The 18,250-nt window shown below is 74.9% G+C and carries 25 protein-coding genes; 9 read left to right on the top strand and 16 right to left on the bottom strand.

From position 1 onward, the window contains the following. Positions 1-119: 119 nt before the first annotated feature. Positions 120-1,031: a serine/threonine dehydratase gene (locus tag ACIRS1_RS30350; protein ID WP_402845263.1), complete on the bottom strand. Its 912-nt coding sequence runs from the start codon at positions 1,029-1,031 to the stop codon at positions 120-122. An 81-nt stretch (positions 1,032-1,112) separates the two neighbouring features. Here ACIRS1_RS30350 and ACIRS1_RS30345 point away from each other — a divergent pair, with 81 nt between their 5' ends. Continuing rightward, positions 1,113-2,048 carry a LysR family transcriptional regulator gene (locus tag ACIRS1_RS30345; RefSeq protein WP_402845261.1) on the top strand — a complete coding sequence of 312 codons (936 nt, stop codon included), beginning with the start codon at positions 1,113-1,115 and terminating at the stop codon, positions 2,046-2,048. Between the two features lie 85 nt (positions 2,049-2,133). Here the strand turns inward: ACIRS1_RS30345 and ACIRS1_RS30340 are convergent, their stop codons facing one another. Next, positions 2,134-2,334 (bottom strand): hypothetical protein, encoded by a 201-nt coding sequence (locus ACIRS1_RS30340; RefSeq protein WP_387903077.1) that lies wholly within the window; start codon positions 2,332-2,334, stop codon positions 2,134-2,136. A gap of 377 nt (positions 2,335-2,711) precedes the next feature. Here ACIRS1_RS30340 and ACIRS1_RS30335 point away from each other — a divergent pair, with 377 nt between their 5' ends. Further along, positions 2,712-3,251: a dihydrofolate reductase family protein gene (locus ACIRS1_RS30335; RefSeq protein ID WP_402845287.1), complete on the top strand. Its 540-nt coding sequence runs from the start codon at positions 2,712-2,714 to the stop codon at positions 3,249-3,251. A gap of 195 nt (positions 3,252-3,446) precedes the next feature. Here ACIRS1_RS30335 and ACIRS1_RS30330 read toward each other — a convergent pair whose 3' ends face one another. From ACIRS1_RS30330 to ACIRS1_RS30300, 7 genes are all read right to left on the bottom strand, one after another. Then, positions 3,447-3,737 carry a helix-turn-helix transcriptional regulator gene (locus ACIRS1_RS30330; protein ID WP_402845259.1) on the bottom strand — a complete coding sequence of 97 codons (291 nt, stop codon included), beginning with the start codon at positions 3,735-3,737 and terminating at the stop codon, positions 3,447-3,449. A 49-nt stretch (positions 3,738-3,786) separates the two neighbouring features. Continuing rightward, positions 3,787-4,359: a type 1 glutamine amidotransferase domain-containing protein gene (locus ACIRS1_RS30325; RefSeq protein WP_402845257.1), complete on the bottom strand. Its 573-nt coding sequence runs from the start codon at positions 4,357-4,359 to the stop codon at positions 3,787-3,789. A gap of 236 nt (positions 4,360-4,595) precedes the next feature. Continuing rightward, the gene (locus ACIRS1_RS30320) at positions 4,596-4,808 is read right to left on the bottom strand and encodes a DUF6296 family protein (RefSeq protein ID WP_402845255.1); all 213 of its coding nucleotides are present in this window, start codon (positions 4,806-4,808) and stop codon (positions 4,596-4,598) included. 55 nt (positions 4,809-4,863) lie between these two features. Further along, complete coding sequence (locus ACIRS1_RS30315; RefSeq protein WP_402845253.1) at positions 4,864-5,307, bottom strand: hypothetical protein; 444 nt, start codon at positions 5,305-5,307, stop codon at positions 4,864-4,866. A 187-nt stretch (positions 5,308-5,494) separates the two neighbouring features. Then, positions 5,495-5,953: an SRPBCC family protein gene (locus ACIRS1_RS30310; protein ID WP_402845251.1), complete on the bottom strand. Its 459-nt coding sequence runs from the start codon at positions 5,951-5,953 to the stop codon at positions 5,495-5,497. Positions 5,954-6,074: 121 nt separating this feature from the next. After that, complete coding sequence (locus ACIRS1_RS30305) at positions 6,075-7,007, bottom strand: DUF5133 domain-containing protein (RefSeq protein WP_402845249.1); 933 nt, start codon at positions 7,005-7,007, stop codon at positions 6,075-6,077. A gap of 79 nt (positions 7,008-7,086) precedes the next feature. After that, positions 7,087-7,647, bottom strand: a complete 561-nt coding sequence (locus ACIRS1_RS30300) for a hypothetical protein (RefSeq protein ID WP_402845248.1) — start codon at positions 7,645-7,647, stop codon at positions 7,087-7,089. 201 nt (positions 7,648-7,848) lie between these two features. Between ACIRS1_RS30300 and ACIRS1_RS30295 the strand changes: the two genes are divergently transcribed. Together ACIRS1_RS30295 and ACIRS1_RS30290 are read left to right on the top strand one after the other, a co-directional pair. Next, the gene (locus ACIRS1_RS30295; protein WP_402845247.1) at positions 7,849-8,400 is read left to right on the top strand and encodes a hemerythrin domain-containing protein; all 552 of its coding nucleotides are present in this window, start codon (positions 7,849-7,851) and stop codon (positions 8,398-8,400) included. A 91-nt stretch (positions 8,401-8,491) separates the two neighbouring features. Continuing rightward, entirely contained in the window at positions 8,492-8,899 is a 408-nt protein-coding gene (locus tag ACIRS1_RS30290; protein WP_402845245.1) for a nuclear transport factor 2 family protein, read from the top strand. A 90-nt stretch (positions 8,900-8,989) separates the two neighbouring features. Here the strand turns inward: ACIRS1_RS30290 and ACIRS1_RS30285 are convergent, their stop codons facing one another. After that, on the bottom strand, positions 8,990-9,928 hold the full coding sequence (locus tag ACIRS1_RS30285; protein ID WP_402845243.1) for a SigB/SigF/SigG family RNA polymerase sigma factor: 939 nt from the start codon (positions 9,926-9,928) through the stop codon (positions 8,990-8,992). 277 nt (positions 9,929-10,205) lie between these two features. On the opposite strand from ACIRS1_RS30285, the gene ACIRS1_RS30280 reads away from it, so the two are divergent. Further along, positions 10,206-10,529, top strand: a complete 324-nt coding sequence (locus tag ACIRS1_RS30280) for a plasmid stabilization protein (RefSeq protein WP_402845241.1) — start codon at positions 10,206-10,208, stop codon at positions 10,527-10,529. A gap of 254 nt (positions 10,530-10,783) precedes the next feature. Here ACIRS1_RS30280 and ACIRS1_RS30275 read toward each other — a convergent pair whose 3' ends face one another. Next, entirely contained in the window at positions 10,784-11,179 is a 396-nt protein-coding gene (locus ACIRS1_RS30275; protein ID WP_402845239.1) for an ATP-binding protein, read from the bottom strand. 323 nt (positions 11,180-11,502) lie between these two features. On the opposite strand from ACIRS1_RS30275, the gene ACIRS1_RS30270 reads away from it, so the two are divergent. Beyond that, positions 11,503-12,057 (top strand): DUF6328 family protein, encoded by a 555-nt coding sequence (locus ACIRS1_RS30270; RefSeq protein ID WP_402845237.1) that lies wholly within the window; start codon positions 11,503-11,505, stop codon positions 12,055-12,057. Positions 12,058-12,152: 95 nt separating this feature from the next. Here ACIRS1_RS30270 and ACIRS1_RS30265 read toward each other — a convergent pair whose 3' ends face one another. From ACIRS1_RS30265 to ACIRS1_RS30250, 4 genes are all read right to left on the bottom strand, one after another. Continuing rightward, the gene (locus tag ACIRS1_RS30265; protein WP_402845235.1) at positions 12,153-12,326 is read right to left on the bottom strand and encodes a CsbD family protein; all 174 of its coding nucleotides are present in this window, start codon (positions 12,324-12,326) and stop codon (positions 12,153-12,155) included. Between the two features lie 94 nt (positions 12,327-12,420). Beyond that, on the bottom strand, positions 12,421-13,617 hold the full coding sequence (locus ACIRS1_RS30260; RefSeq protein WP_402845234.1) for a PP2C family protein-serine/threonine phosphatase: 1,197 nt from the start codon (positions 13,615-13,617) through the stop codon (positions 12,421-12,423). 80 nt (positions 13,618-13,697) lie between these two features. Continuing rightward, a complete protein-coding gene (locus ACIRS1_RS30255) occupies positions 13,698-14,057 on the bottom strand; it encodes a low affinity iron permease family protein (RefSeq protein ID WP_360219216.1) in 360 nt (119 codons plus the stop codon). Between the two features lie 39 nt (positions 14,058-14,096). Then, complete coding sequence (locus ACIRS1_RS30250) at positions 14,097-14,315, bottom strand: hypothetical protein (protein WP_402845232.1); 219 nt, start codon at positions 14,313-14,315, stop codon at positions 14,097-14,099. Positions 14,316-14,557: 242 nt separating this feature from the next. Here ACIRS1_RS30250 and ACIRS1_RS30245 point away from each other — a divergent pair, with 242 nt between their 5' ends. Continuing rightward, positions 14,558-15,601 (top strand): YihY/virulence factor BrkB family protein, encoded by a 1,044-nt coding sequence (locus ACIRS1_RS30245; RefSeq protein ID WP_402845230.1) that lies wholly within the window; start codon positions 14,558-14,560, stop codon positions 15,599-15,601. Between the two features lie 26 nt (positions 15,602-15,627). On the opposite strand, the gene ACIRS1_RS30240 is transcribed toward ACIRS1_RS30245, so the two are convergent. Beyond that, complete coding sequence (locus tag ACIRS1_RS30240; RefSeq protein WP_360219225.1) at positions 15,628-16,377, bottom strand: YhjD/YihY/BrkB family envelope integrity protein; 750 nt, start codon at positions 16,375-16,377, stop codon at positions 15,628-15,630. Positions 16,378-16,765: 388 nt separating this feature from the next. On the opposite strand from ACIRS1_RS30240, the gene ACIRS1_RS30235 reads away from it, so the two are divergent. Both ACIRS1_RS30235 and ACIRS1_RS30230 read left to right on the top strand, forming a co-directional pair. Next, the gene (locus ACIRS1_RS30235) at positions 16,766-17,539 is read left to right on the top strand and encodes a hypothetical protein (protein ID WP_402845228.1); all 774 of its coding nucleotides are present in this window, start codon (positions 16,766-16,768) and stop codon (positions 17,537-17,539) included. 173 nt (positions 17,540-17,712) lie between these two features. Further along, positions 17,713-18,249, top strand: a complete 537-nt coding sequence (locus ACIRS1_RS30230) for a hypothetical protein (protein ID WP_402845226.1) — start codon at positions 17,713-17,715, stop codon at positions 18,247-18,249. Position 18,250: the final 1 nt, after the last annotated feature.

Here is an 18,250-nt window from a genome sequence, read left to right as displayed (position 1 = left end):
CCCGTCCCGGCGGCGTTCGCGTTCCCGGCGAGCTTTCGCGTTCCCGGCCGCCCGCACGCTCCCCGGCACCCGCCGGGCCCGGGGACGGCCGCGGCGTCACCCGGCGGGCGCCGGGAGCGTCACCCCGCCGTCCACTCCGCGTTGGCCCCGCACAGCACCACGCACGGCCGGCGCCCCGGCACGAGCCCCGCCAGCCAGGCCGCGAAGCCCGCCGCCCCGGCCGGCTCGACCGCGATCCGGCACTCCTCCCACAGCCGGTCCCGCGCCGCCACCAGCTGATCGTCCCCGACCAGCACGGACCGCACCCCCGCCCCGGACAGCACCCCGAAGGCCAGGTCGCCCACCCGGGTGGCACCCAGCGCCGAGGCCGCCACCGAGTCCACCGACGAGTCCACCGGCCCGCCCGCCGCGAGCGCGTCATGGAGGCACCGGCAGCCCTCGGGCTCCACCGCCACCACCGTCCGACCCCCGGCGCCCAGCACCGTCCCGGCCGCGAGGCCGCCCCCGCCCGCGGCGACCACGATCGCGTCGGCCCCCGGGGCCTGCGCCACCACCTCGGCGGCCAGCGTCCCCTGCCCGGCGATCACGATCGGGTCCTCGTAGGCGTGCAGGAAGCGGTGCCCGGCCCGGTCCGCCGCCTCCCGGGCCGCCACCGCGGCCTCCGCGAACCTGGCGCCGTGCTGCACCAGGCGCGCACCCGCCGCCTCGATCCGCGACGTCTTCGCGACGGGCGCGGACTCCGGCACGTATACGGTGGCGGGCACGCCCAGCAGCCGCGCCGCCTCGGCCACCGCCAGACCGTGGTTGCCGCCCGAGGCCGCCACCACCGGGCCGGCCGCCCCGGCCTCCAGCACCGCGTTGACGGCGCCGCGGAACTTGAAGGAGCCGCTGCGCTGCAGGTGCTCCAGCTTCAGCAGGACCCGCCGGCCGTCCAGCTCCAGGTCGAGCAGCGGGGTCCGGCGGGCGTAGGGGCCGATCCGCTCGGCGGCACGGGCGACGGCGGCGGGAGAGAGCATCTGCGTCGGGTTCATGCCCTCATGATCCGCGGCGCCGAGCCATCAGCACCAGCGAGGATTCCTTGCCGGCCGTTAGCCACGCTTACGGTAGGCGGCATGGAACGGGAACTGGACGTCCAACGGCTGCGCATCCTCGTCGAGGTGGCGCACTCCGGCTCGATCGCCGAGGCCGCCCGCCGGCTCGCCTTCACCCCCTCGGCGCTGTCCCAGCAGATCGCCAAACTGGAGAAGGACCTCGACGTCCGGCTCCTGGAACGCCGTGCCACCGGCGTCGTCCTCACCCCGGTCGGCGCCCTCGTCCTGGCCCAGGCCGAACGGGTCGTCGGCGAGCTACGCCGGGCGCGCGCCGAGATCGGCGCCGTCATCGCCGAGCAACCGCTGCGGCTGGCCCTGGGAGCGTTCGCCACCGCCGGTCAGGTCCTCGTCCCCTCCGCCCTCGCCGCACTGCGCGACCGGCACCCCCGGGCCGAACTCTCCCTCGTCGACATCGAACCGCCCGGCGGCTACGGGCTGGTGACGTCCGGTGACCTCGACGCGCTGATCACCCACCGCTACCGTCCCGGCGTGCCCGCGGCGCCGCACCCGGGCCTCGAACGGCACAAGCTGCTCGACGACCCGCTGCGCCTGGTCGTCCCGGCCGGTCACCCCTTCGCCGACCGGCCGGCGCACCGGCCCGTCGGCCTGCGCGAGCTCGCCGGTGAGTCCTGGATCTCCGGCGCCCCGGGGATCCCCAACCGGGTCTGCCTGGAGAGCCTGTCCCGGCAGGCCGAGGTCGGGGTGCGCGTCGCCTACGAGTCCGCGGACTACCACGCCATCCTCGCGCTGATCACCGCGGGACTCGGCGTCGCCCTCGTCCCGGCCAGTGTCCTGACCAGGACGGACCGGTCCCGGCTCGCCCTGCACCGGCTGGCCGGCTGCGCGCCGGCCCGCGAGATCTCGATCGTCCACCAGCGCCGCCCGACGACCCTCGTCCGCGAGCTGATCGCCTTCCTGCACACGGCCGCCCGGCAGACCGCGACCGAGGGCGGGTAGCGCGTGCCCGGTGGGACCCGGCGCCCTGGCAGGATCCGCCGGACCGGCCCGAGGCCCGCGGTCTGACGCCGTGTCCGGACCGGGGTCAGGCGCCCGCCGCGTCGCGCGGACCCGCCCCCCGGTGCTCCTCCCGGCCCCGCTCCGGACCGCTCGCCGTCCGGCGGCTCGCCGCCCCCACGGCCCACTGCCCGTCAGCGGTCATCACGACCTCGGCGAGCGTCCACGGGCGCCCCGCACTGCGGAGCTTGCGCTCCAGCCCGGCCAAGTCCCGGCTTCTGGCAGCCACCTTCATCGTCGTCCCCCGTCGAGTCGTTCACAGTTCTGCAGCGCACACCCTACGTCCACCACCCGCACCACCACCGCCCCGATTCCCGCCAAACGCCGCCCGCCACCCGGGCACCACCCACAGGCGGGGCAGCGGCGCAAGACTAACCGCCGCCACCGACAAGGGAGTTCCGCACGGCGCACGGCGCCTCCGTCACACCCTGGGAGCGCACGCCGGGGCGCAGCCGCACAACGCCCGCCCCGCACACACGACCCGCGGCACGGCGTTCGCGGCCCGGCGGCGGGCCCGGCCGTACGATCACCCGGGCGGGAGAGGTGCGTCGCACCCCCGTCCGTCACCCCGGCACCCAGGAGGCCCAAACCGTGCTGATCTACTCGATGGGCGTCTCGGTGGACGGCTTCATCGCCGACCGCGAGGGCGCGTTCGCCTGGACGGTCCCGAGCGACGAGCAGTTCCGCTTCCACCTCGCGCAGGTCCGCGAGCTCGGCGGGTTCCTCTGCGGCCGCAAGCTCTACGAGACCATGCTGCCCTGGGAGACGGATCCGTCGATGCGCGGCGACGAGCTCCACGCCGCGTTCGCCGACGCCTGGTCCGCCGTCCCCAAGGTCGTCTTCAGCCGCACCCTGGACGCCGTCCGGGGCAACGCCAGGCTCGCCCGGGCCCCGCTGACCGAGGAGGCCGCCGCGGCACAGGGCGCGACCGACCTCGACCTCGCGGTCGGCGGGGCGGGCCTGGCCGCCGCGGCGGTCGAACTCGGCCTCGTCGACGAACTGCGGATCCTCCGCCACCCGGTCGTCGTCGGCGGCGGCACCCCTTTCCTGCCGCCCGTCACCGAGCAGATCCGGATGGAGCTGGTCGAGACCGGCACCTTCGGCTCCCGCGTGGTCTACGAGCGCTACCGCCGCGTCCGGGACTGAGCCGTCCGGACCCCCTGGTGACGTCCCGTCGGCTCCCCTCACCCGAGGGGGATTCCACGAATCGGGACGGCGGGGATCGCTTCGCGTCGAGTCCGCGATGCGCAGCCGTGCACGGTGCGGGCCGAGCCGGGCACCCGCGGTGACCGCACGTTCGGCCGTCCTGCAGCGCTCACCCCGGCGCAGCAGGACGGCCGGTCAGCGGAGCAGGACGGCCAGCAGCTCCGCGATGGTCGGGCCCGCATCGGCCGGGTGCCGCAGCTGCTTGCCCGCGATCACCTCGTAGTGGTTGGCGCGGCCGCGACGCTCGTGTTTCAGGTAGCCGGCCTCTTCGAGGTCGACGATGATCCGCTGCACCGCCCGCTCGGTGAGCAGGCAGCGCGTGGCGATGTCGCGCACCCGGATACCCGGGTCCCGGGCGATCTGCACCAGCACGCGGGCGTGGTTGGTGAGGAAGGTCCACCCCGACACCGGGTGCTGGTCGCTCATGGCTTCAGGATATGGCTGGGTCCGCACGCCGCTCAGCCCCCTGAGCCGATCAGCGCAGGCCGACGGCCTCGGCGCGCTCGCGCAGTGCGGCGTCGACGCCCCGCAGGAAGTGCTCCAGGTCGTCGGGGTTGCGGGAGGTGACCAGCCGCCAGCCGTTCGCGTCGTCCTGGACCAGGGGCTCGTCGGCCCAGGTCGCACCGGCGTTGGCGAGGTCGGTGCGCAGCGACGGGAAGGACGTCAGCCGCTTGCCGTACGCGACTCCGGCCTCGGCCAACAACCACGGTCCGTGGCAGATGGCGGCGACGGGCCGACCGGCGGTGGTGAAGGCCAGCACGGTGTCGACGGCGGACTGGCGTAGCCTGAGGGCGTCCGCGTTGAGGGTGCCGCCGGGGATGAGCAGCAGGTCGTAGCCGGTGGGGTCGACCTCGTCGAGGGTGTGGGTCGGGTCGACGGTCTCTCCGGGTTCCTTGTCGCGGACGAGGGTTCGGATGGGGTCCCGCTCGGGGGCGGCGATGTCGACCTGCACTCCCTGTTCGCGCAGGTGGTGTACGGGGACGAGGAGTTCGTCCTGTTCGACGCCGTGGTTCATGACGATGGCCAGGGCTTTGGCGTGGTGGGTCATCTTTCCTCCTGCGTCGGCTGGGATCAGAGCAGGGTCGGGGCAGCCTGGCTGCCTGTCGGGTCGGGGCGCGGACGCCCCCGAACGTCGGCGGGTACCCGGGACGGTGGCCGCCATGCCGGATTCGACCGGCCGATCGGGGGGTGCCCGCGCGGCATGGCGGGGCTGGCTCGGCATCGCGGACCCGCCCGCCGGTCCCGGCGGGTGCTCTCCAGCGGCAGGAGCGGGTGCCGAACGCGTCAGGCCACGGGTTCGATGCGGAGCGGGCGCCCCAGGAACAGGGTGCTCGTGACGGTGCGCACGTCGCCGTGGCCGTCGACCTCGGCCCGGACGACGCCGGAGTCGTCCACGTACACCTCGGTGCCCTGGCTGCCCATCGCTCCGGTGGCGGTGAGCAGGATCTCGCGGTGCGGATCGCCGGCGATGAGACGGTAGTGCCTGGCGTGCTTCATGACTCGTCGTCCTTCCCGTCGTGACTCGTCGTCCTCACGATGACGGCCCACCGGATCACGGCTCGCCGTCGTCCTCTTCGGGCGCCCCCTGTTCGCCGTAGGTCTCCCGCCACTCCCGGGCGCGGGCGTTGTGCCATTCCACGCCCTGCGACGCCTCCTGCACGGAGAGACCACTGAGCCGGGCGACCAGGCTGAGCGGTACGGGCTCGTCGTAGTCGGCGATCGCCCGGCAGACCTTCCCCGCCCACTGCTCCGCGGGGACGAACGGGCGGACCCGGTAGTGCTCGATCAGCGCGGCGAGGTGCTCCACGGAACAGGCCGTCAGGACCCTCTTCCCGTCGAGCCCGGGGTCGGTGGCATGCAGGGCGGAGGAGTCCGGCACCAGCGCGCCGAGCAGGTCGGAGTTCGCCACGGCCTGTCCGCAGTGGTCGCACAGGTCGAGCCCGTCCGCGTCGTCGCCGGTGGTCCAGTCGCCCGCCGGGGGTCCGATGTCCTCCATGCCGGGCGCCTACCCCCGGGCGTCGAAGCCATTCGGACCGATGCGGAGGAGCACCGTGGTGAGGAGGCCGCGCAGGGGCGCCGAGGACGACGGGGCTTTCGCAGCACGGGCGGCGGCGGGCGGAAGCCCGGGCGGCTCCGGCCCCACGGGGAGGGACCGGAGCCGCCCGGACGGCGGAAGGGCGGGTTCAGCTCGGGCTGATCCGCCCCCGCCAGCCGCCCTCGGCCCGGCCGCGCTCCTCCATGAAGTCCTTGAACCGCACCAGGTCCCCCTTCACCCTGCGGTCGACCATGCCCATGGCGTCGCCGGCCCGCTCGACCATCCCGGTGGGCTGGAAGTCGATGGCCATGTTGACGCGGGTGTGCGAGTCGTCGAGCCGCTGGAAGGTCACGACGCCCTTCTGCCGGACGTCGCCGTCCATGGTGCGCCAGGCGATCCGCTCGTCGGGCAGCTGGTCGACGATCTCGGTGTCGAACTCCCGGGTGACGCCGCCGATGCTGGTCCGCCAGTGGTTGTGGCGCTCGTCCAGCTGGGTCACCGACTCGACGCCCTCCATGAACCTCGGGAACTCCTCGAACTGGGTCCACTGGTTGTACGCGGCGTGCAGGGGGACGTCGACGTCGACGGATTCCTTCACCATGCTCATCTGAAGCCTCCTCGCGTCGTGCAACCGGGCGCTTCCCGGCCGATCGCGCGTCTGCCCGGTGGCCGCCCGCGTAACCATCGCGCCGGGCCCGGCCGCACGGAAGCCGTTTGCCCCGGACCGGTCACGGACCGGGCCCGTCCGCGCCCGCGGGGAGCAGCCGGCCGTCCGCGGCGAGGCGGCGGACCACGGTGTCGAGGTCCGTTCCCAGCCGCTGGGCCGCCCGGGCGAGCAGGGTCAGTGCGGTGTGCGCCGAGACCCCGAAGCGCTCCATGGTGATGCCGAGGGCCAGACCGGTGGCGTGCCGCCGGTCGAGCAGGTCGGCGACCGTGCGGGTCAGGGCGGAGCGGTCCAGCGCGGCCGACGCCTGCAGGGCGAGGACGGTGACCAGGGCCGCCGCCGGTGTACCGGGCTGTACCGGAGTGCGCAGGTAGGCGCTGAAGGCGGTGCACCCGTGCGGCAGGGTGCGCAGGTGCTCCGTCGCCACGGCACGCACGCCGCAGCGCCTGGCCCGGTCGGCGAACCGGCCGGGGCGACCCGGGTCGAGGGGGACCACGACCTGCCCCTCCCCCTGGCTGCGGATCCTTGCGAGCGGCCCGGTGCCCGCCTCGCCCTGGATCCGCTCGAGGGCCAACAGCTGTGGGGAACTCGCCGCGAGGGTCTCGACGGAACCGTCGTCGGACCAGGTGCTCACGGCGGCGCCGACGCAGTCCGGGAGGACCACTCTGGTCAGCTGGACGACGTCGTGCAGGCTCGGCCGGTGCCGTCCGCGCTCGCGGCCGGCGAGCTCCTCCAGTTCGGCCAGCAGCGGACCGGTCGCACGGTCGGCGACCGCCACCACCGGCTGCACCGCGGCCGTCGCCGTGGCGCGGAGGGCCGGGTCCAGCAGCGTCCGGGCCCGGGCGACCGCGCGGGCCGGGTCGGTCTCACCCGTGTAGATGCCGATCGTGTAGCAGACGTCGCGCAGCCGCTGCCGGGCCTCGGCGGACGGCAGCGCGGACAGGGCGTCGTACTCCGCGACCAGCCGGGCGAGCGCGGCGACATCCACCATGGGCATGAGGACCTCCGACGTGTTCGGACAGTATGCAGCCGCTCACGCCGGGGAGCCACGCCCCCGGCCGTGGGCCGCGGCCGGGTCAGTGGCCGAACAGGTGCCGTCTGCGGGCCTCCTTCCGCGGCGCGACGGGAATGCCTTCGGCTCGGCCTCCCTGCTCGTCGGCCGGGCTCCCCGGGACGGTCAGCGATTCGTCCTGCGCCGCACCGGCCCGGTCCGCGCCGACCCGCTCCTCGCCGGCCCGCTCCTCGCCGATCCGGGCCTCGCCGACCCGCTCCTCGCCAGCCCGCTCCTCGCCGATCCGGTCCTCGCCGTCGCGCGCCGCACCGGCCCGGTCCGCGCCGACCCGCGCCCGGCGGACCGGACGCTGCGGATCGGCCTCGCGGGGGACGGCGCCGCCCGCAGCCACCGGCGCCGGCGCCGGGCGCCGGACCCGCCGACCCGCCCCCATCAGGGCCAGGCCGAGGCAGAACAGCAGCGCGAGGGCGACGCCGGACAGGAAGATCGCCAGGCTGTTCAGCGTCACCAGGTCGTGGCCGAGGACCGTCACCTGGTATTCGGGGCCCCCGGAGAGGTTGTCCGCGATCAGCAGCCCGATGAAGGCGCCGGACGCCGCGAACAGCAGAAATCCCAGCAGAAACATGGAGTTCCCCTTCCGTCCCGGTACCGGACGTCCCACTACCACCGCGCGCCTACCCGACGGCCCGGATTTCTAGCGCCGCCCCCGGCCCCTGCATATCTCGTCCGAACACGGAAAGACGCCGGGTCCGAGGTGCCCGCCCCCGGGCCGGGCGCCGCGTCCGAACACCGACCGGCGCACTCGTCGGGAACAGGAGCAGAGGTCATGGGACACGGCGGCAACGTGGTCAACGAACTGATGACGGACCACCGTGAGGTGGAGGAGATGTTCGCCCGGATCCAGGCGCTTCCGGCGGGCGACGAACGACGCCGGGAGGTCGCCGACCAGGTCACCATCGAGCTGGTCCGGCATTCGGTGGCGGAGGAGCAGTACCTGTACCCGGCGGTGCGCGACCACGTCCCCGGCGGGGACGCGATCGCGGACCGCGAGGTGGCCGACCACGAACGGGTGGAGAAGCTCCTCAAGGAGCTGGAGGGCGTGGACTGCGGCGACGTGCGCTTCGACGTGGTGGTCGACCGCCTCGTCGCCGAGGTGACGGCCCACATCCAGGACGAGGAGCGCAACCTCTTCCCCGCCCTGACCGACGCCTGCCCGCCCGGGGCGCTCGACGAACTCGGGGACCAGGTGCGCCGGGCGAAGAAGCTCGCCCCCACCCGGCCCCACCCGAACGCCCCGGACAACAAGCTGCTGGCCGCCGGCACCGGCCTGGTGGACCGCGCCCGCGACCTCGTCACCGGCCGCGGCAAGTCCTCCTGAGCGACCCCGGCCCCGCCGGTCACCGGTCGGGCCGCGGCTCCGGCCCGCCCCGCCGTTGCGGGGCGGGCCGGGGTGGCGGAGCATCCTGACCATGGCCACTGACGAGGAGCAGGTCCGGGCACTGGTGGAGCGCTGGGCGGCGGCCGTGCACGCGGGCGACCTGGACGGCGTCGTGGCCGACCACGCCGCGGACGTGGTGATGTTCGACGTGCCCCCGCCGTACGAGGGGGTGCGCGGCATCGACGCCTACCGGGACAGCTGGCCGCCGTTCTTCGAGTGGCAGGCCCGGGGCGCCGTCTTCGAGGTCGAGTCGCTGCAGGTCACCACCGGGTCGGAGGTGGCGTTCGCGTTCGCCCTGCTGCGCTGCGGGACGCCGCAGGACCTCGCGGACCGCCCCGCGCAGCGCCTGCGGCTGACCGTCGGCCTGCGCAAGGACGCGGGGCGCTGGGTGGTCACCCACGAGCACCACTCGTTCCCGGACCCGGGCGACGCGGACTGACCGTGCCGACCGGCGGGCCGGCGGGCGGAACGCCGGCGGATCAGGCCGCCGGGCGTTCACCCGCCCGGGCGCCGGTCGGCCCCGCGGGGCTCACTCCTCCGGCTCCGGCGGATCGTCCGTCCAGCCGTCGGCGTCCTGGTCCTCCAGCTGTTCGCGCAGCCCCGCCAGGGTCGCCGAGAGCAGCCGGGAGACGTGCATCTGGGAGACGCCGATCCGCTCGGCGATCTGGGACTGCGTCCAGCCGTCCCAGAACCGCAGTTTGAGCACGGTCTGCTCGCGCTCCGGCAGGTGTTCCAGGAGCGGGCGCACGGCGGTGCGGAAGTCGGCGAGTTCGATGCCCGGGTCGCACGCGCCCAGGCGGTCCAGCAGCGCGCTCCCGCTCTCGTCGGTGTCCTGGTCGCGCAGTGCGTCGAGCGAGTTGGGCCGGTACACCCGGCCGGCGACCAGGCCCTCGGTGGCCTCCTCGACCGTGAGGTGCAGGTCCTCGGCGATCTCCTCCGGTCGCGGCAGCCGTCCTAGCTCCTGCTCCAGCCGGTCCGAGCCGCGGGCCACGGTGAGGTACAGCTCCTGCATGCTGCGGGGCACCCGCACCGGCCAGGACGTGTCCCGGAAGAACCGTTTGATCTCGCCCGCGATGGTGGGGATGGCGTAGGTGACGAACTCGACGCCGCGCTGCGGGTCGTACCCGTCGACGGCCTTGATCAGGCCGATCGTCCCCACCTGGAGGATGTCGTCCATGTCCTCGGGGCGGTGCCGGAACCGGGCCGCGATGAAGCGGACCAGCGGCATGTTGAGCTCGATGATCGTGCCGCGGACGTAGCTGTAGGCGTGCGTCTCGCGGGCGAGACCGGCCAGGCGCTCGAACAGCGCGTCGCTGAGCTCGCGCGCCTCGGACTTGCCCATCGCCCGCAGCTCGGCCTCGGTGGGTCTCGGCGGCAGGTCGGGGGGCAGGCCGGAGGACTCGACGGGCTCGGCGGACCCGGCGGGATCCCGGCCGGCAGGGCTGGCGGTATCGAGGGGAGTGGTCACGTGGATCTCCTGGGCATCGGGGTCAACGCCCGGACGACGCCGGCGAACTCTCGCTCGCGCATCGTGGGCTTCTTCCCCCAGGACCCGTGCCCGGCTTCTTCAAGCGAAGGTCCCGGTGGCACCCGGCTCGGGTGCTGGTCGGCGGGTCTCTGCCGATCCGCCGCACGGTTGTTCTACCCGACATGCGACATTGAATTCACGATTCGGCCGGTTTATTGCGATTTGCCCGGGTAGACGTGCCCGGGCAACGACCTCGATGCCGAGAGGAGTGCCGGTCATGCCCCGAGGATCCAGCCCCAAGCGGGAGCGCCAGTACGAGCACATCAAGGAGAGCGCGCTCGACCGCGGCGAGAGCGAGGACCGGGCCGAGGAGATCGCCGCCCGGACGGTCAACAAGGAACGCGCACGGCACGGCGAGTCGAGGACCGCGAGCCGCAGCTCCACCCACGACATCTCGTCCGGCCGCCGCGGCGGGCTGCGCTCCCACCAGGGCGCCCAGGGCCCGACCTACGACCAGCTGTACAACGAGGCCAGGCAGCGCAACATCAAGGGCCGCTCGAAGATGAACAAGCGCGAGCTGGCGCACGCGCTCGGCCGCTGACCGCACCTCCCCCACCCCGCAGCCCGACGGAGACATCGCCATGACCGTCCCGACCCCACCTGATCCGGACACCGAGCCGTTCCCGCACCCCGACCCCGCGCCACGGCCGGGCCCGGGCCCCGACCCGGAACCCCCGCCGATCCCGCCCTTCCCGGATCCCCTCCCCCAACCCGATCCGGCGCCGCCGCTTCCCCGGCCGCACCCCGGGCCGGCGTGACCCGCCGCCATGACGCACCGCCCCCCTCGGAGGGCTGTCAGAGCCGCCGTGCGGGCCCGTCGGGCGGGGGCGACACCTCCAGCCAGACCGCCTTGCCCCCACCCTCGGGTACCGAACCCCAGGCCGCGGCGAGCCGGTCCACCACCCGCAGGCCGTAACCGCACGGCCGCCCCGGAACCACCTCCTCGCGCAAACGGGGCGGCACCGGGCTCGCGTCCACGACCTCCACCCGCAAGCGGACGCCGTCCCAGTGCAGCCGCAGCTCCCGCGGGCCGCCGGGGGCGTACAGGCAGGCGTTGGTCACCAGTTCCGAGACCATCAGCAGCACGTCCTCGACGACGGCCCGCTGCGCCTCGCGGGCGGAGGGGTCGTCGACGGCCCACCAACGCCAGGCCCGCAACGCCTCGACGCTGAACGCACGACTGCGGCGCACCGCGCAGTCTCCGCCGGCGAGGGCGAGCCGTCTCGTCTCGCCGACGGCCGGCACCCTCGGCGCCGGCGGCGGGGGCGGCCTCCGGTAGCCGTTCACCGGTCCCCCGTCCCGCCGCGATCAGGTGCTCCTGCGGACGGCCGGCCCGGAGCCGTCGGCGCAGCCCCGGGGTGGGGGTGGGTCGGCAGGTCGGAGCGGGTCGTCCGCGGGTCGCGGGTCGGCCCGGGTGCGACCGGGCACAGCGCCTGTTCCACGTCCATGCGGCGCGTTTGCCCGGATCCCCTCCGGCTACACGCACCGCGAGGAGAGGAACGGAGGCGATCACCATGCCGACGGCACCGGACACCGGACGCGACGGCCACCTCCACCGGGCCCGGACCGGTCGCCGTGAGTCGCCCGACGAGCGGGCGGACCGGCGGTGGAGCGACCTCCTGCAAGAGGTCCGGGTCGCCCAGACGGGCTCACAGGTCCTCTTCGGCTTCCTGCTCAGCGTGGTCTTCATGCCCCGGTCCGCCGGGCTCGGCGCCCTCGACCGCGGACTGTACGTGGCCACGGTCGTCCAGGGCGCCCTCGCCACCGGCGCGCTGACCGCACCGGTCGCCTACCACCGGATCTTCGCCGGGCGTCGCCTGAAGCCCGAACTGGTCGACGCCACGGCGCGACTGGTCGCCGTCGGCCTGGTCCTGCTGGCACTCACCATCGGCTCCGCCCTGCTGCTCCTGCTGCGGGTGGCGACGGGATCGATGGCCGCGGGCTGGATCGCGGGGGCCGTCATGGCGTGGTTCGCGTTCTGCTGGCTGCTGCTGCCGGTCCGGCACCTGCACCGGCACACGGGCGGCACCCGGTCGCTGGACGACCCCGACACCGGATCCGGGCCCTGACCCCACCACACGGCCCCGGCCGTGCGCCCGCCGGGCCGGGCACCGGCGTGCGCCTCCCGGCTCGGGGACGGGAGGCGCACGCCGTGTCCTGAGGGTCAGTGCTTGAAAGCGTCCTTGACCTTCTGACCGGCCTGTCCGAGATCGCCCTTGACCTGCTCGGCCTTGCCCTTGGCGATCAGGCGCTCATTGCCGACGGCCTCTCCGGCGGTCTCCTTCACCTTGCCCTTGGCGGTCTCGGCCGTGTGCTTGATCTTCTTACCGGTACTCACGACATCCTCCTCGGCTGACTCGAATCGAACGGACCCGGGGTCTCGGACCGCGTCTGCCCCGGCCCGGCGACTCCATGCCTGTCCGCCGGGGCGGTCACGGCTCGGAGCGGTCCGGATGCCACTCGGCCAGCAGGATGGTGGCGTCGTCGCGCAGGCGGTGGTCCTGGTGGGCGAGCAGGCCGTGGACCAGATGACGCAGGGCCTCCGGCGCGGGCTCGCCACCGGCCATGTGCTGGACCAGGGTGTCGGTCAGGCGCTGCTCGCCGAAGACCTCGCCGGCGCCGGAGCGGGCCTCGGTGACGCCGTCGGTGTAGAAGAGCAGCCGGTCGCCCGGTTGGAGCCTGGTGTGGTGGACGGTCTGTTCGCCGTCGTGGAAGCCCAGTCCGAGCGGCAGCTCGGCATGGCGGCGCAGCGCGTCGGGGACGACGTGCCGGTCGCGGATCAGCAGCGGCGGAGGGTGGCCGCAGTTGACCCAGGCCAGGTCGCCGGTGCCCGTGTCGAGGTCGGCGACGACCGCCGTCAGCAAGCGGTCCGGGATCCACCGGGCCAGCGCGCGGTCGATGGTCCGGGTGATGTCGGCCAGGCCGCCGCCGGCCCGCCGGGTGGAGCGGCAGGCCGCCAGGGCCACCGCACTGGCGCCGCCGGAGGCGAGGTCGTGGCCCATCGCGTCGAAGACGGACACGTGCAGCCGCCCGCCGGCCATGGAGTGGTCGAAGGCGTCGCCGCCCACGTCGTAGGCGGGCTCCAGGACGGCGCTGGAGGTGACGTCGCGGGTGCCGATGGTGCGCGGCGGCAGGAAGGCCCAGAGGAGCTCCGCCTGCAGGCTCATCTCCTCCCGCCGGGTGGTCCGGACGATGACGTCGCTGTAGGCGGCCTTGGAGAGCACCAGCAGGGCCGCCAGCGCGGCCAGCGCTTCGAAGGCCTCGACGGTCTCCCGGCCCAGGGTCAGCGCCTCGATCCGCAGCACGCCGATCCGCTCGATCCCGTCCACCAGCGGGAACCACCCGACCGCGGGGGTCCCGGTGGAGATCTGCACCTCCTGATACCGGTAGGCACGGCCGCCCAGGGTGCTCCCGACGTCCACCGGGTCCGGCCCGGGAGCCCCGGGCGGATCCGGCAGCGGAACCAGGTGCCGCTGCTGGACGTCGGCCAGGTAGACCCTCGCCTCGGTCGCGCCCAGCGCCAGGGCGGCCTCCCGCAGCAGGTGGGACACCTCGTTCGGTCCGGCCCCCTGGGAGCGGGCCAGCAGCCGGGCCAGGACCCGGCCCAGCGCGGTGTCGTCGTCGCTCATGGCCTGGTACCTCCGTCGGGACGTGGGTTCCCGGGGTCTCACGGCGCCCCGCCGGGGAACGCCGTGACACCCCGGGCCGCTCAGACCTCCTCCTCCATGCGGATCGCGTCCCTCAAATCCTGCATCGCCTCGCCCGGGTCGTCCTCCTGCTGGGCGAGCAGCGCCGCCGCGATCGCGTCGAGCTTGCGCTGGATCGCGCGTTCGGCCCGGCGTTCGGCGTTCTTCAGCAGGGCGAGCAGCAGCAGCGTGACGGCCGACATCATGTCGCCGACGAAGTACTGCCAGGACGGGGAGACCCCGGCGACGTGGACGCCGACGAACGCGGCCACGAGCAGCACGCACAGGGCGTAGAAGAGCGGCGAACCGGTCAGGTTCGACGCGCGCTCGGCCAGCCGTGCGAAGCGTCCCCGGCCGCGCTCGGCCGGATGGCTGAAGGTCATGCGCCCCGCCTCCCGGGGTCGGGCCGTCGGGGAGCGGCGTCAGGGGGCCCGGGTGTCGCCGGCCGGGGGCTCGGGTCGGTCGTCGTCCTCGCCCTCGGCCCGGACGTCCGGCGGGGTGGGGGCGGTGATGTTCCGCTGTTCCGAGGACCGCTCGCGCGTCTCCTCGTCGACCTCCGGCGCGTCGCGCCTGCCGGACTTCCGGGGGCTTCCGGGCTCGCCGGGCTTCTCGGGTCGGCTCGTGGCCGTACGTCCGCTCATCGCCGTGCTCCTTCCGTGGCGGGCGGTCAGGGGCCCGGGTGCCGTCGCCCTGCGGGCGCCGGTGCGGCCGCCGGGCTGCCGGGGGAACCCGTGCCGGTTCCCGCCCCGACCGCTGCGCGTGTGCCCGGTGCGCGGCGGATCACTCCCCGGCCGGTCCGGAAACCCTCGGCGGTACGAGGTGCGGCCGGGGCGCGGGGAGCGTGCCGGGTGTCCGGGGCGCCGTCCGGGGCAGACGCGCGGGCATGAACGCCATCGAACGGAAGCTGCGGTCTGCGGACCGCTTCCAGCAGCGGCACCTCGTGCCCGGTGTGGTCGTCGGCGTCGTCAAGAAGTACGGGGACGACCGGGGCGGTCTGCTGTCCGCCCTGATCACGTACTACGGCTTCGTCGCGTTGCTCCCGCTGCTGCTCCTGCTGAGCACCACCCTCGGGTTCGTGCTGCACGGCCATCCCGGCGCCCAGAAGTCGGTGCTGGACTCCGCCCTCGCCGACTTCCCGATCATCGGCGACCAGCTGCGCCAGAACGTCCACTCCCTCCAGGGCAGTGCCCTCGCGCTGACCATCGGCGTGCTCGGCCTGCTGTACGGAGCGCTCGGCATCGCCCAGGTCCTGCAGCACGCCATGGCGGAAGTCTGGAACGTGCCCGGGGTCAAACGACCGGGCTACTGGCCCCGGCTGGCCCGCGGGCTGCTGCTGTTCGCGGTCCTCGCCGTAGGACTGCTGCTGGGAACGGCCGCCGGTTGGCTGATCGGCTCCACGCTGGGCGGGCCTGCGGCCAGGGTCGGCGGGCTGCTGGTCTCGGCGCTGATCAACGCCGCGCTGTGCCTGGCCTGCTTCCGCGTGCTCACACCGCGGGAGGTGCCCGGTCGGGCGCTGTGGCCCGGCTGCGCCGTCGCCGGGCCGCTGTTCACGCTCCTCCAGGCGTTCGGGGCGCTGCTGATCTCCCACCAGCTGCGGCACACGAGCCAGGTCTACGGCTTCTTCGCGACGGTGATCGGCCTGCTCTCCTGGCTCTACCTGGCCGCGCAGGTCACCGTCTACGCGGCCGAGACCAACGTCGTCCTCGCCCGCCGACTGTGGCCGCGCAGTCTGCTCCAACCGCCCCTCACCGGCGCGGACGAGAAGGTGCTGTCCTCCGTCGCCCGGCAGGAGGAGCGCCGGCCGGAGCAGCACGTCGACGTGTCCTTCCGCGACGAGGAGGCCCCGGACGGGGACGGACCGGACGGGGCGAAGGGTCCCCGCGGCGGCGACGACCCGCCCGGCGCACCCGCCGCCTCCTCGCGTTGAGCCGCCCGACGGCCCGACACGGGCGCCTACGGCCCCCGGCGGGCGCGCATCACCGCACGTCCGACCAGCGCGCCGCCGTACACGGTGTAGCCGACCCCGATCAGCCAGGACTGCACGACCAGGACCGTCCCGACCGTCCCGTAGGAGACCGCGTTGGACACCAGCAGCGGCGCGAAGACCAGCCGGGAGAACAACCGCAGCCCGGCCAGGGCCACGACGGTCGCGACGGCGCCCGGCAGGAGGTCCCGGGCCGGAACCCGGCCGGCGAGCAGCAGCCGCTGCAGCCACCAGAACAGCAGCACCCCGCCGACGACCGACGCCAGGATGCGGACGGTGGGCTGGAGGCCGGAGTGCCGCCAGGGCGAGCCGCTCCACGCGGCCAGCACGAGGTAGCCGGTCAGCCCGGCCAGGCCGATCGCCTGCCGCCACACCGCGTGCCACGGACCCCGGTCCAGCCCCCAGATCCGCTCGTAAACACCCTGGACGGCGGCCAGCAGGGACACGCCGAACACCGCCAGGGCAGCCAGGCCGAAGGCCGTGGTGGTGCTGAGGACCTGGCCCCGGGAGCCGAACAGCCCACGGACGGCGTCGGCGCCGCGACCGGTCAGGCCGAGGCCGTCGGTGATCCACTCGGTGATCCCGCTGCCCCGGGACGGGAAGGCGGCCGCGATGACGATCAGCAGGGGCACCAGCGTCACGAAGAACAACGCGGCGAAGGCCATCGAGCGCTGGAGGAGTTCGATCTCCCGCCCCTGCCGCCACGCGTCGACCGCCACCGCCCGCAGGGAGGGCCACCACCGGGGCCCCCCGGCGCGCGACGCGCTCCGGGCCCGGCGGCGCACGCCGCTCATCGGGGGCACCGCGGGAGGACGGGCTCGCCCGGCCACCCGGACACCCGCGTCCGGCGGTGCGCACCGCGGCGCTCGAAGCGGTCGGGAGGGTCGCGGCGGTCGAAGCGGGCGCAGCGGGAGAAGCAGGCGCAGCGGGCGGTCATGTCGGTCCCTCGCATTCCGGTGGACACACCCCGACCCGGCGTGTGTCCAGCCGTGCCGTCACTCAACCACGAACCCCGCTCCGGCGGAGTCTCCGCCCCGGAGAGCACCGCACCGCCTACCGTCGGACCGGGGGCCGACCGACGCACCCGACCACTGGCAGGGAAATCCGATGAACGACACACGCGGGCCCGGGGCCCCCGTCGGCCGGGCCGACGCCGAACGCCTCACCGACGAGCTGCGGGCCGCGATCACCGACGCCGGCACCTCCGCCCTGGTCCTGACGAGCCGGGTCCGTGCGGCGCACCGGGCCCGGGCCTGGGCCGCGCTCGGCCACCCCTCCTGGGGTGCCTACGCCATGGCGCGGCTCGGCGTCGCGCGGCCGACCGCGTACCGCCTGCTCGACCTCGCCGCGGCGGCCGAGCTGATCACGGCCACCGTGACGGACGCGGCCGGGCCCGCCCGCGCGCACGCCTGGGACGACTGGCCGGTGCTGTCCGTACGGACGGTCGTCGAGCTACGCGGGCGCCTCTCCGAACTCGCCGACCTGATCACCGAGCGCCTCGGCCAGGCCCGCGACGGCGCCGGCGGGCTGCCGGCGGGCGCGGTCGGCACCGCCGTCGCGGACGCCGTCGCCGAACTGCGCGAACGCCCGGACGCCCCGCCCGCCGACCTCGGCTCCGTCCAGGGACCGGACGGCTGCGACGTCGAGGCGTGGCGCGCCGCCGTCGCGCAGGGCGCGGACGCCCAACGGCGCGTCCTGGACGGGTTCCGCGAGCTGGGCCTGCTGGCCCTGCGGGTGGCGCCGGGCTACCTCGCCGACCGCGACGCCGAGTCGGTGCTGCACCTGCTCGGGAAGGACGTCGGCAGCACGCTCGACGAACTCCTGGCCTGCCGCCGCTACGCGCTCACCGGCGACGTCCGGGCGGTCGAGGGCCGCGGGTAGGGCCGCCCGGGACGGGCGACCGGGCCCGGAGACCACCACCCGGGGCCGTTTCCATCGCCTGCCACTGGGCAGCCGCGACCACCGGGACGACGGCTGGACGAAGGTCCTGCTGCGCCCGGCCGCCCTGGCCGCCTGACACCGCACCCGCACCCGCACCCCGAAGGGGTCTCACCATGACGGACGACGACGACCGGCGCCTGCTGGCGCTCTACCTCAACGACCACCTCGCCGGTGCCTACGGCGGTGCGGCCCTGGCCCGGCGGATCGCCCGCGAGCACCCGGACACGCCCGAACTCCGGCGCCTGGCGACGGAGATCACCGAGGACCGCGACACCCTCGTCGGCCTGATGCGGGCCCTCGGCGTCCGGCCGCGGTGGCACCGGATGCTGCTGGGCACCGCGGCGGAGAAGGCTGGCCGGCTCAAGCTCAACGGCCGGGTCGTCCGCCGCTCCCCGCTGAGCGACCTCCTGGAGGCGGAGGCCATGCGCGCCGGTGTCCAGGGCAAGATCGCGCTCTGGCGGGCGCTGCGCGCCGCGGTGGCCTCCGACGGGCCGCTCGACTCCCGGCTGCGGCTGCTGCAGGAGCGCGCCGGGCGGCAGGCCGACGTCCTCGACGCCCGCCAGGCCGAGGCCGCCGCGGCCGTCCTGCGGGCCGGCCTCGCCCGGAGCGCGCGAACGGCGACGGCTCCGGGTCGCGCGCACCCGACGTAGC

The organism is Kitasatospora sp. NPDC101176 (assembly GCF_044768035.1).
Lineage (GTDB): Bacteria > Actinomycetota > Actinomycetes > Streptomycetales > Streptomycetaceae > Kitasatospora.
Note: the sequence above shows the minus strand (reverse complement) of the source record. Positions and strands in the feature narration are given on the sequence as shown.